At 51.4% G+C, this 11,474-nt stretch carries 11 protein-coding genes; 6 read left to right on the top strand and 5 right to left on the bottom strand.

The features are described from left to right. Window positions 1-33 precede the first annotated feature (33 nt). The gene (locus CRO74_RS17065; protein ID WP_097127318.1) at window positions 34-681 is read left to right on the top strand and encodes a DedA family protein; all 648 of its coding nucleotides are present in this window, start codon (window positions 34-36) and stop codon (window positions 679-681) included. Window positions 682-738: 57 nt separating this feature from the next. Here the strand turns inward: CRO74_RS17065 and CRO74_RS17060 are convergent, their stop codons facing one another. After that, window positions 739-2,112: an NAD-dependent succinate-semialdehyde dehydrogenase gene (locus CRO74_RS17060; RefSeq protein ID WP_097127316.1), complete on the bottom strand. Its 1,374-nt coding sequence runs from the start codon at window positions 2,110-2,112 to the stop codon at window positions 739-741. An 89-nt stretch (window positions 2,113-2,201) separates the two neighbouring features. Continuing rightward, the gene (locus CRO74_RS17055; protein WP_097127314.1) at window positions 2,202-2,687 is read right to left on the bottom strand and encodes a MarR family winged helix-turn-helix transcriptional regulator; all 486 of its coding nucleotides are present in this window, start codon (window positions 2,685-2,687) and stop codon (window positions 2,202-2,204) included. A 176-nt stretch (window positions 2,688-2,863) separates the two neighbouring features. Here CRO74_RS17055 and CRO74_RS17050 point away from each other — a divergent pair, with 176 nt between their 5' ends. From CRO74_RS17050 to CRO74_RS17030, 5 genes are all read left to right on the top strand, one after another. Next, window positions 2,864-3,976: an HlyD family secretion protein gene (locus CRO74_RS17050; protein ID WP_097127313.1), complete on the top strand. Its 1,113-nt coding sequence runs from the start codon at window positions 2,864-2,866 to the stop codon at window positions 3,974-3,976. A 128-nt stretch (window positions 3,977-4,104) separates the two neighbouring features. Beyond that, window positions 4,105-5,718, top strand: a complete 1,614-nt coding sequence (locus CRO74_RS17045; protein ID WP_097127311.1) for a DHA2 family efflux MFS transporter permease subunit — start codon at window positions 4,105-4,107, stop codon at window positions 5,716-5,718. A gap of 69 nt (window positions 5,719-5,787) precedes the next feature. After that, window positions 5,788-7,122 carry a TolC family protein gene (locus CRO74_RS17040; protein ID WP_097127309.1) on the top strand — a complete coding sequence of 445 codons (1,335 nt, stop codon included), beginning with the start codon at window positions 5,788-5,790 and terminating at the stop codon, window positions 7,120-7,122. A gap of 99 nt (window positions 7,123-7,221) precedes the next feature. After that, a complete protein-coding gene (gene acpP, locus CRO74_RS17035; protein ID WP_097127307.1) occupies window positions 7,222-7,455 on the top strand; it encodes an acyl carrier protein in 234 nt (77 codons plus the stop codon). A 156-nt stretch (window positions 7,456-7,611) separates the two neighbouring features. After that, window positions 7,612-7,920: a plasmid stabilization protein gene (locus tag CRO74_RS17030; protein WP_097128647.1), complete on the top strand. Its 309-nt coding sequence runs from the start codon at window positions 7,612-7,614 to the stop codon at window positions 7,918-7,920. Between the two features lie 74 nt (window positions 7,921-7,994). On the opposite strand, the gene CRO74_RS17025 is transcribed toward CRO74_RS17030, so the two are convergent. From CRO74_RS17025 to CRO74_RS17015, 3 genes are all read right to left on the bottom strand, one after another. Next, on the bottom strand, window positions 7,995-8,705 hold the full coding sequence (locus tag CRO74_RS17025; protein WP_097127305.1) for a 2-phosphosulfolactate phosphatase: 711 nt from the start codon (window positions 8,703-8,705) through the stop codon (window positions 7,995-7,997). 121 nt (window positions 8,706-8,826) lie between these two features. Beyond that, window positions 8,827-9,918, bottom strand: coding sequence for a glycine cleavage system aminomethyltransferase GcvT (gene gcvT / locus CRO74_RS17020; protein ID WP_097127303.1), 1,092 nt, complete (start codon window positions 9,916-9,918; stop codon window positions 8,827-8,829). Between the two features lie 70 nt (window positions 9,919-9,988). Then, window positions 9,989-11,443 carry an energy transducer TonB gene (locus CRO74_RS17015; RefSeq protein ID WP_097127301.1) on the bottom strand — a complete coding sequence of 485 codons (1,455 nt, stop codon included), beginning with the start codon at window positions 11,441-11,443 and terminating at the stop codon, window positions 9,989-9,991. Window positions 11,444-11,474 lie beyond the last annotated feature (31 nt).

Below are 11,474 nucleotides of genomic sequence, written 5' to 3'. Positions count from 1 at the left end.
ATCATTCACTCATTTAGAATTCTATCATTGTATATGGATCAGATCATAGCTTTTTTTCAGACCCTGCTCGACTCTGAGGATATTATCCGAACGGGTGGTCTTGTACTGATTACGCTGATTGTCTTCGTTGAAAACGGCATTTTTTTCGGCTTCTTCCTGCCGGGCGATTACCTGCTGTTTCTATCGGGTGTGTTTGCTGGAATAAAACTATTGAACGTACCCCTCTGGCTCTTGCTGAGCTGCGTTTTCGCAGCAGCGGTTTTAGGGTCGTTGACCGGGTATCTGACGGGCTATTATTTTGGCGGACGGATCAAAAACCGGCCCGATTCGCTGTTTTTCAAGCAGAAATACATCGAAAATACGCGGGAGGCCTTTATCAAATATGGCAATAGTGCCCTGATTATCTCCCGGTTTCTGCCTATTGTCCGGACGTTTGCCCCGCTTCTGGCGGGCCTGATCCATATGCCACCCCGCTTTTTTATGCTTTATAACATCATTGGGGCGGCAGTTTGGGTAATCACGCTGGTGGGGGGCGGCTTCTTCTTCGGGGAGCGTTTCCCGGGTATTGTCGATTATGTTCAATACATCATTTTCTTCTTCCTGGCCGTAACCACGTTCACGGTTGTGAAAGGCTATCTGAACGCCAGAAAGGAAAAGAAAGCCGAAGTGAACACCGATTAGTGCTCATTTGGCTACAAACCTATAAGGTTTTAGAAACCTTATAGGTTTAAACTAGCCTCAACTTCTGTCAACCCAGATTGTCTTCATATTCACAAACTCCTTTATACCGGCTTCCGACAATTCACGCCCAAAGCCCGATGTTTTGATACCACCAAAGGGCACCCTGGCATCGGAGCGCATCAGCCCATTGATAAATACAGACCCCGCCTGAATCTGGCGGGCAAGTCGTTCTGCCTTGTCCAGATCCTGCGTCCAGATGGCTGAGCCAAGGCCAAAATCAGACTGGTTTGCTAATCGGATAGCGTCGGTTTCGTCTTTGGCGTCGATCAGAACGGCCAGCGGCCCAAAGGTTTCCTCGTCGAAAGCCGCCATGCCGGGCTTTACATTGTCCAACAGCATGGGCTGCACATTACACCCTTCGCGCTCACCGACCGTTAGTCGTTTGGCTCCTTTAGCGAGCGTTTGCCGGTATTGCCGCTCAATGGAATCGGCCAGATCAAGCCGCGCCATTGGCCCCATGGTGGTAGTCTCGTCCAGGGGGTCGCCCTGACGGATTTGATTGATCTGATGTAGCACCCGTTCGGTAAAGGCTTTTTTCACGGATTTTTCGATGATGAATCGCTTGGCGGCAATGCAGCTTTGCCCGGCGTTTTGCATGCGTGACTTCACGGCCACTTCTGCGGCTTTATCCAGATCAGCGTCGGCCAGAACGATCAGCGCGTCGGAGCCACCCAGTTCCAGTACTGATTTTTTGATTTCACGACCGGCAATGCTAGCCACCGACGACCCCGCCCGTCCGCTACCCGTAAGTGTTACGGCTTTGACCCGTTTGTCTTTTAAAAGTTCTTCAACAACGGGCACATCGACCAGCAGCGACTGAAAAACGCCCGTTGGCAACCCGCACTCTCGAAAGGCTTCCTCAATGGCCAGCGAACAGCCAAATACATTAGGTGCGTGTTTGAGTAGCCCGACGTTGCCCGCAATAAGGCCCGGAATAGCAAAGCGCATGACCTGCCAGAAAGGGAAATTCCAGGGCATAATGGCCAGCACGGCCCCGAGTGGCTGATAGGTTACAAAGCTCTTTTCGGCCGGTCCGTCGGTACGGTCGGATTGTATAGACTGATCGGCGAGGAAAGCTTCGGCATGGTCGGCGTAAAACGTACAGGTGGCGGCACATTTCTCCACTTCGCCCACGGCTTCTTTCAGTGTCTTCCCCATTTCGGCCGTTATCAACTCGCCGTATCGCTGTTTATTAGCCGTTAGATATTGCCCGACTTTCCGCAGGTAATCCGTGCGCTCCGAAAGCGACAAAGCCGACCAGTCAGCAAAGGCCCGGTCGGCTTGTTTGAGTTTCCGCTCGATGGCGCTGGTGCTATCGGGCCGATAGGTTTTAATGCGTTTCTGCGAGTAGGGATTTATGGACGTAAACATAGAGAGATGTATGATATATGCACCGAGAGCGACTTGATTATAGTAGTGAAGTACCCATACATCCTACATCCTACACATCATACACCTCCTTACTGTTCTTCGTTTTCCAATTTATTGGCTAATTCGACCATGGTGTCGATAACCTGCTCCATGCGGTCGTGGCCTACAATCCCGTCAAATTTGTCGCGGGCTTCCTGCATACAGGCTTTGAGCGAAACGAACAGCTCTTTACCCCGCTCGTTAAGAAAGATGATGCTGGAACGGGAGTCATTGGGATTTTTCTGCGTATAAATATACCCTTCCGCTTCAAGCAGTCCGACGATTTTACTCATCATCTGTTTCGTTACGCAGGCTCGTTTGGCTAATTCATTATTGGTCGTACCCCCCTCTTCAATATTGGAGAGGAACATCAGGTAACTCATTTTGAAATCGGCGAATCCTTTAGCGTGCAGACGCGGCTCGATAAAGGCACTCGTGTATCGTTTGAGCCGCCAAAACAACCGCCCGATAGACCGATCTCTAATCGCCTGAAATTGGGTAAAATCAAAGGAATTTTTATCTGTTTCCACGAACATACTCGCAAAATAAAAAATACTGAACCAATTCTAATCAAAAGATTGTACAAATATAGTCAACCTACTTGACTTTATAGTCAACTTGGTTTACTTTTGTCATACAATAGTCAAACGTGTTGACTATCAACTAAGTTCTTCATAAGACATCAGCCTATGTCTAAAACACTACTCAAACTATGGCAACCATAACTGAACCAATGGCAACCACAGACGAAAAAAGCGGAATTAAAGCGTACTTACCGCGTATCATTATAGCCCTCGTTTTACTCGTTGGTGGCTATTTTGGCTATAAGGCTTACGTACACAGTCAGCAATACGAAACCACGGATAATGCACAAATTGAAGGCAACTCAGCCCCCGTACTGGCTCGGGTAGCCGGTTACGTTACCGCCGTGAACGTAGATGATTACACCAATGTGAAACGCGGTCAGCCGCTGGTCACCATCGACCCGCAGGAATACGACGTGGCACTGGCTCAGGCCGAAGCCGATTACCAGCAGTCGCTGGCCGACCTCGAAAACGCCCGCGCTGATTTGCAGAATGCCCAGGCAAACGCCCGTAACGTAGTGCAGAATGCGCGGGTTGCGGCATCGAACGCGCAAGTACAGGCCGCCCGGCGGGACAAATCACGGCAGGATTTGCAGCGCGATCAGAACCTTTACAAAGAGCAATCGCTGACGCGCAAGCAACTGGAAGATTCGCAGAACAATGCCGAAGTGCAGGGACGCCAGTACGATGCCAATGTTGAGCAGATCAACCTCGCCAAAACGTCGCAGGGGGTGGCCCAGGCCGGTATCGCAAAGGCACAAGCAAACATCCAGAAAATTCAGGCGGTGCTGAAGGTAAAACAGGCGGCCATCGACAACGCCAAACTGCGCGTAGGCTACGCCCGTCTGGCCGCTCCGATTGCCGGTAAAATCGGGCGCAAAAACGTGGTGGTTGGTCAGTATGTACAGCCTGGTCAGAACCTGTTCACTATCGTTGCCGATTCGACTTTCTGGGTTGTTGCCAACTTCAAGGAAACGCAGCTGGAGAAAATGCAACTGGGTCAGGCCGTCGACATCAAGCTCGACGCGTATCCTGATCTTGACATTAAAGGCCGCATTTCGTCTTTATCGGATGCTACCGGAGCACGGTTTGCGTTGCTTCCGGCGGATAATGCCTCGGGCAACTTCGTCAAAATCACCCAGCGCGTGCCGGTAAAAATTGAGATTCTAAATCCGGAGAAATACAAAAATCAACTGCGGGCAGGCCTGAGCGTAGACGCTGAGGTACGAGTCGCTAACTAATGAATAATAGATAATGTACAATGAATAATGTCTATGGGATCATTTCCCAGATGTGTTAGTCATTCCCAGCTTTCATTCGAAAGCGCCCTCAATGGTCAATTATTCATTATACATTCTTCATTAAAGACATGGCAACTCAACCATTGGCCCTCCCGACGCAGGCGGCAATGCCCACTGGATTTAAAAAGTGGATTATTGTCGTGACCGCGATTTCGGCCGCCATTATTGAATTAATTGATACCTCCATCGTGAACGTTGGCCTGACCGACATTGCGGGGAACCTGGGCGTTACGGTCGAAGATGTATCGTGGGTCGTAACGGCCTATGCCATCGCCAACGTCATTGTTATTCCAATGACGGGCTTTTTGCAGCGGTATTTCGGCCGGAAAAATTATTACATCGGGTCCATTATCCTGTTCACCATAGCTTCTTACGGCTGTGGCTTTGCCGATAGTTTATGGACGCTGGTCGCCTTCCGCTTTTTGCAGGGCATTGGGGGTGGCGCGTTGCTGTCGACTTCGCAAGGGCTGATGTTCGATGCGTTTCCACCGTCACAACGCCCTCTGGCGTCGGCGCTATTCGGAATGGGCATCGTGTTGGGCCCCACGCTCGGCCCCACGCTCGGCGGGTTCATCATCGACAATTACCACTGGAGCTGGATGTTTTACATCAACATACCCATTGGTATTGCGGCTGTTATGCTGAGTCTTGCGTTCATTGATAAGAAAGCAGACGAACTGGCTATCGACCGAAAGTCTATTCATATCGACCAAACGGGTATTTTGTTGCTGGCCGTTGGTATCGGCAGTCTGCAATACGTACTGGAGCGGGGCGAAGCAGACGACTGGTTCGACAGCAACGTGATCATGGGGCTGGCGGTGGCGGCTGCGGTAGCGATCCCAGCATTCATTCTGTGGGAACTCAAAGGAACGAAAGAGCCGGTGGTGGACCTTCGAACCTTTAAGAATCGAAACCTGTCCATTGGCTCGATTCTGATGGTCGTGATCGGATACGGCCTGTTTACCTCGGTCCTTCTCTACCCACTTTTTGCCCAGCGTATTGTTGGACTTACCGCTACGCAAACGGGCAAGCTCCTCATTCCGGGCGGCATCATCACCTTACCGATGTTCGCTATTGTCGGGCGGTTGCTGGCGAAAGGAACATCGCCGAGAACGCTGGTAGCGGTGGGGTACGTTGCGTTCGCATCGTTCTGTTTCATGATGGCAACGTACAACATGGATGCCTCAAACGGCGACTTCATTACGGCGCTCATCATTCGGGGGATCGGGCTGGCCTTTGTCAACGTGCCGCTCATTAACCAGTCGGTGGCAACGCTGGAGCCGCGCCAGTTACCAACCGGCATTGCCATTGTCAACATGATGCGTCAGGTGGGTGGTGCCTTCGGGGTAGCCATTACGAATACCTACGTTACCCAACGCACAGCGGTACACCGGGGCGACCTGGTATCGAACCTGCAACCGGGTGAAATGCTCACGATGGAGCGGCTTAATGCCATTACACAGGGACTAATTGCCAAAGGCGTTAACTCCTTCGATGCCGTGACGGGCGCTTACAAAACGATGGATCTGATCATTTCCCGACAAGCCCTGATGATTTCCTATCTGGATACGTTCAGGTTGGCTGGTCTGTTTTTTGTCGTCTCGTTCCCACTGTTGTTCCTCCTCAAAAGTAGAAAAATGGACGCGGCCGCTGCCAAAGCGGTTGCCGATGCCGCCCACTGATTCTGGTTTCTGTTTGCTGGCCTTCAAACTCTTGAAGGCCAGCAGACAGAAACCGTAACATCTTCAACCATGATTCACAGACTTTACACAGTAACTGCTATACTACTCACTGCGGGAGCCGTTAGGGCACAAACCCAGCCGGTACAACTCCCCGACGACCTGCGGGCGCTGGTTCAGCAGGCAAACACCAATTACCCAAGCCTGAAACAACAGCAACAACTCATTCAGGCGGGTGACCTGCGAGCTGATATTGCCCGCACGGCCCTTCGGCCCAACGTAAACGGTACGGCGTCTTATCAGTATGTAACGCCCGTTGCACAGGCTACGCTACCGGTAGACGGTGTGAACCGGACTATTCAGTTTCAGCCCAACCACAACGTAAATGCCTCCGTTGGCGTTGGGCAAACCATTTACGACTGGGGCCGTACCAATGCATCGGTACAGCAAGCGGCCGATAATGTACAGGTACTCCGGCGGGGTCTGGAAATTACCCAACAGACACTGGCTTATCAGGTGGCTGCAGCTTATTACGGCGTCGGGTTTCTGCAACGGAGCTTGTCGGTGCAGGATTCCGTAATTCAGACCGCCGGTGCCAATGTACGGCTCCTGACGACACGGCTGCAAAACGGCGACGCGCTGGAGTATGATGTGCTGACCCAGCAGGTGCGGGTAAAATCGGCGCAAAACCGGAAAATTGAAATCCAGAACCAGTTGGAACGTCAACTGGCTTTGTTGACCTACCTGACCGGCAATCCCAATCCGGATGTTAGCCGGGCCATGACCCAGTTCAATCTGGAAGCAGCCGGTGGCAGCGCAACCACGCAGCCGTTCCTGATTGCCGACGGCCAAAACCCGTTGGCGAGCAGTAAAGATGTGCAACTGGCTCAGGATCGGGTTCGCCAGGCCGAAACGGACATTCTGGTTTCTGACTTGTCCGGTCGTCCTAACCTCAGTTTTTCGGGCTCAGCAGGGTACCGAAACGGGTATTTGCCGGAAATTAATACGCCCCGCTTCAACGTGGCGGCAGGTGTGTCGCTTACGGTTCCCATTTATGCCGGCAAGCGGTATCAACTGCAAAACCAGGCGGCACAGCTCAACCTGAACGCCAGCCGCTACGCCGTGGAGAACGCCAATGCACAGGTACGGCAAAGTATTGCCCAGCTCAACGCCGACATTCGGAGTAACCAATCTCGTCTGGCCAATCTTGAAACGCAGGTGTTGCAGGCACAAAAAGCGCTTCAGATTGCCAACGCCCGGCTGCGAAATGGGGTCATTACCAATGTTGAATTACAAAGTGCCGAAACGGGGGTGGAAGAAGCCAAACTAGGCCAGCTAAACTTTCAATATCAGCTCATGCTGAATCAACTGGAACTAAAAAGACTGCTGGGCGAGTCACTGCTGTAAGGTTAAAATTTGTTAATCCCCGCCGTTGGCACATACTAAATCGGATTAAAAAGGATTCTATAAAGAAACAGGCAGGTTGACCATATAACTACTGGAGTTATGAAAAAGCAAGTAATTGACATTCTGAAAGAATTCGGGATACCCGAATCAGCCATCACCGACCAAACCCATTTCTCACGTGATCTGGGGATGGATAGTCTCGACAGCGTTGACTTGATCATGCAGCTGGAACGGGAGTTTGGTATTCGAATTCCAGATGAAGATTACCATAAGCTAACAACCGTGCAGGACGTCTTAACGTACCTCGAAGCCGAACAGGCCGCAACGGCCTGATACAGCCGAATTGATACAAAAACGATACGCTCAGCGGGAAGAGTGACCAGTTGGTCATTTTTCCCGCTGAGCTTTTTTCTGGGTAAAACACAATGGGAGGGTACGGGTTGTAATGGCTACACCCTAAAAGCACATCTTAAGCTAAACCAGAAAGCTATGCCACAAGGAGATAAGTCGGCCTATACCGATAAGCAGAAACGACAGGCTGAACACATTGAGGAAAGTTACGAAAAGCGCGGGGTACCCGAAGAAGAAGCCGAAAGCCGGGCCTGGGCAACGGTAAACAAGGTATCGGGCGGAGGCAAAAAGAGCGGTTCCGGACGCGGACATGCCGAAAACAAAGAGCCCGAAAAGAAAGGCGGCCGAAAAGGGGGAGCCGCATCGGCAGCACGCACGCCGGAGGAACGGTCGGCATCCGCAAAAAAAGCAGCCGCCACCCGGAAGAAGAATGCGGCTGCCAGTTGATTAGTTATTAGTTAATGGTTATTGATTAATCGTTATCAATAACCATTAGCTAATAACCATTAAATAATAACTAATCAAATCTGCATGTTCACCAGCGCATTGCCCCGCAAAACCGGAACAACGTCATAGAGATCGTGCTGTAAGCAATAGGTAATATCTTTCTGGATTCCCAGCCGTTGCAACCGCCGGATGTGCGACGAATTGGCCAGATAGCTCGGCAGGTTGTCTTTCCCCTGGCAATAAAGTCGCCACGACATGATGGCGCTGTCTTCGGCCATGGCGTAGCTATCTTTCAGCCGATCCACCAGTGCCCCGGCAAAGAGCGTATCTTCCATGTTGACGCGTCCTTTCCAGCCCGCGCAAAGTACCATTACATCGTAGCGCTCGCTTTGTAGAAAACGGGCGATAGCGTCCAGATTCAGAAACGAACCCACGAGTACCTTCACCGCCGACCGCGATTTGGTGATGGCCAAGGTTCCATTGGTAGTCGTCATGGCTACATTAGCTCCCCGAATCTGTTCATTCATGTACGTGAAAGGCGAGTTGTCCAGTTCGAAGCCATCCACTTTCTGGGCATTGCGTTCCGCAGCGGCCAGGTACCCACGCTCCTGCCAGTCCCGGCATTCGTCGATGGTAGCCACCGGAATAATGCTATTTACGCCATAGGCGAAGGCCGTCACCATGCACGATGTAGCCCGGAAAACATCCGCCACCACAACAATTGTGTTTTCAACGGTGTGGAGGTGTAACAACTCAGGGGTTAAGCAAACGTCAATTTGTTTCATATACCGTCGTCTGAACCGGGATTTATATGATTTTTCGGATTAACCACGATTTCGCTTTCAGAGAAAGCTGCTCATTAAAAATCATAGTCAGTCATAAAAATCATATGAATCCCGGTTCGGATTATTTTTTCACGAAAGGAGGTTTAACGATTTGGGCTTTCAGCAGCCGGTCGCGCACTTTAACGAAGATTTCCGTTCCCGGTTTGCTGAATGCCGTCTGAACGTAGCCCAGACCAACGCCCTTGCCAAGCGTGGGCGACTGCGTGCCGGACGTTACTTCGCCAATTTTGTTACCTTCGGCATCGGTAAGTTCGTAGTGGCCGCGCGGAACGCCCCGATCAAGAAGTTCAAAGCCAATCAGCTTGCGGGATACCCCCTGCTGTTTCTGCGCTTTCAGCACATCGGCGTCGATGAAGTCATGGGTAAATTTCGTTACCCAGCCTAAACCTGCTTCAATGGGCGAGGTTTCGTCGGTGATGTCGTTGCCGTAGAGGTTGTAGCCCATTTCAAGGCGGAGTGTGTCGCGGGCACCCAGACCAATGGGTTTGATACCGAATGGACCGGCGGCTTCCATGATGGCGTTCCAGACACCCTCGGCCTGGTGATTCGACACGTAAATTTCAAAACCACCCGCCCCGGTATAACCCGTTGCCGACACGATGACGTTGGCATACCCGGCAAAGTCCGTTTTTTCAAATGTATAGTAATCCATCGACTCCAGATCGGCCGGGGTCAGCGACTGTAAGGCTTTAGCAGCTAATGGCCCCTGAACGGCAAACAGACACATATCGTCGGATATGTTCACCATCGTGAGATCGTAGTCGGATGCGTACTGGCTGATCCAGTTCCAGTCTTTTTCGATGTTCGATGCGTTCACGACAAGCATGTATTCCGTCGGGCTGATTCGATACACCAGCAGATCGTCGACAATACCGCCCCGTCCGTTGGGCAGGTAGCTGTACTGCACTTTACCATCGAACAGAATACTGGCATCGTTGGCCGATACCCGCTGAATGAGGTCGAGCGCACCTTCACCTTTAAGGATGAATTCGCCCATGTGCGAGACATCGAACATACCAACGGCGTTCCGAACGGTATTGTGTTCATCGAGATCGGAGGAGTAGCGAACGGGCATCTCGAAACCCGCAAACGGTACGATCTTCGCACCTAACTGCTGATGGATATGATGAAGGGGAACTTGCTTAAGCGACATTTGCGCGGGGGTTATCCCGCAAATTTACAAATGTATCCACGGCTTTCAACCTGTAGCGATGCCAGAAGCCTTACTGAAGCGTAAAATTAATAGGCAGATTATACTTCACCCGAACGGGCTTTCCACGCAGATAGCCGGGGTGCCAGCGCCCACTCATGGACTTTACCACCCGAAGTGCTTCTTCGTCCGCGCCGTATCCTACCCCTTTCAACACCATCGCGTCGACAATACTGCCATCGGTGTTGATCACAAAAGTTATAAAAACCCTTCCCTGTACTCTGGCGCGCTGGGCATCGGCTGGGTAACGCAGGTTTGAAGCCAGAAACTGCCCCAGTGCGGGCATACCGCCCTTGAATTCGGGCTGCTTTTGAACCTCCTTATAGGCCAGCACCGTGCCATCGGCCTGCCGTGCCTTCCCCGTTTGACAGATACCTTTGTCATATTGTTCTTCGTACGAGTAAGAATCATCGGCATAGCGGCCTTTCCAGACACCTTCCTTAAATCCGTTTTCGTACTGGCCTTCCTCAACAAAAGCAACAAACTTCGTGGTGTCGGTGGGTAAGGGTGTCCGCGTTTGGTAAACCGCCCGTCCAGCACCGTCCTTCACCATCTGCCGACCCGTATCTTCCCAATAAGTCAGTACATGATCGGGCGGAGTGGGCACATTGATTTTTTGTTTGGCACTGGATTGAATTTGCCGGATTTGCCCATTTGTGTACCAGGAGGTTGTCACGTATCTATCGTCAAACTCCTCGGTTTTTTCGGCAACCAGCCCGGTCGGATGGTAGACCAGTTCGGTACCCGACCGTTTGCCATCCTGAAAATAGGTTTGCCGAAGGATGGCCCCCTTGTCATCGACAGTAACCAGCAAGCCATTCCATTGAATGATCCCGTTCTGATAACCAATCAGGTACCCACTTTTACCCGACGCTCCCCGAACACCATTTTCTTTCCGGATCAGGGGCATCCGGGTTTCCTCTTTCCAGGCTTTCCCCCTGGCTTTGTACAGCACAATATCCCCGCTGGGTATACCCAGTGAGTCGATGGGTACAGTTTGTTTGAATTGCGCCTTGCTGCTATCGGCAATGAGCTTATCCGCTCCGTCGAAGTAGCTTACACGTGCGCCGTTTTCATAGATAAAGGGTGGATTTGGCTTGAATGTAACCGGAATGTTCACGTACTGCCGAACGGGCTTTCCGCCTTTGTAGCCGGGTTTCCAGGCGTTGAAAAGGGCGAACACGCGCACCGCTTCCCGGTCATAATCGGGTCGAAATGCATTGACAACCTTCACGTCGGAGATTCGGCCATCAGGTTCAACGATACCCGTTACAACAACACGTCCACCAATGCCCTGGGCTTCCGCAGCGATTGGTTTGCGGAGGTTTGACTGAAGAAATGTGGTCAGATACGGCATTCCGCCACGGGGCTCGGCGGCACTATCCGCTTCAAATGCCTGATAAATGGCAGTTTGAGCGAACGACGAAAAGGTATAAAGGAGAAAGAAAAGGGTAACGCGGAATTTCATAACAGAACGAAAAGATGAATCGTCCGTAATA

Source organism: Spirosoma fluviale (assembly GCF_900230225.1).
GTDB classification, from domain to species: Bacteria; Bacteroidota; Bacteroidia; order Cytophagales; family Spirosomataceae; genus Spirosoma; species Spirosoma fluviale.
Note: the sequence above shows the minus strand (reverse complement) of the source record. Positions and strands in the feature narration are given on the sequence as shown.

What these genes read in the sequence shown, in the direction of transcription:
- CRO74_RS17050 (WP_097127313.1), top strand. Translation starts at nt 2,864, where the DNA reads ATGGCAACCATAACTGAACCAATGGCAACCACAGACGAAAAAAGCGGA.
- CRO74_RS17055 (WP_097127314.1), bottom strand. Translation starts at nt 2,687, where the DNA reads ATGTTCGTGGAAACAGATAAAAATTCCTTTGATTTTACCCAATTTCAG.
- CRO74_RS17030 (WP_097128647.1), top strand. Translation starts at nt 7,612, where the DNA reads ATGCCACAAGGAGATAAGTCGGCCTATACCGATAAGCAGAAACGACAG.
- CRO74_RS17045 (WP_097127311.1), top strand. Translation starts at nt 4,105, where the DNA reads ATGGCAACTCAACCATTGGCCCTCCCGACGCAGGCGGCAATGCCCACT.
- acpP (WP_097127307.1), top strand. Translation starts at nt 7,222, where the DNA reads ATGAAAAAGCAAGTAATTGACATTCTGAAAGAATTCGGGATACCCGAA.
- CRO74_RS17040 (WP_097127309.1), top strand. Translation starts at nt 5,788, where the DNA reads ATGATTCACAGACTTTACACAGTAACTGCTATACTACTCACTGCGGGA.
- CRO74_RS17015 (WP_097127301.1), bottom strand. Translation starts at nt 11,443, where the DNA reads ATGAAATTCCGCGTTACCCTTTTCTTTCTCCTTTATACCTTTTCGTCG.
- gcvT (WP_097127303.1), bottom strand. Translation starts at nt 9,918, where the DNA reads ATGTCGCTTAAGCAAGTTCCCCTTCATCATATCCATCAGCAGTTAGGT.
- CRO74_RS17065 (WP_097127318.1), top strand. Translation starts at nt 34, where the DNA reads ATGGATCAGATCATAGCTTTTTTTCAGACCCTGCTCGACTCTGAGGAT.
- CRO74_RS17025 (WP_097127305.1), bottom strand. Translation starts at nt 8,705, where the DNA reads ATGAAACAAATTGACGTTTGCTTAACCCCTGAGTTGTTACACCTCCAC.
- CRO74_RS17060 (WP_097127316.1), bottom strand. Translation starts at nt 2,112, where the DNA reads ATGTTTACGTCCATAAATCCCTACTCGCAGAAACGCATTAAAACCTAT.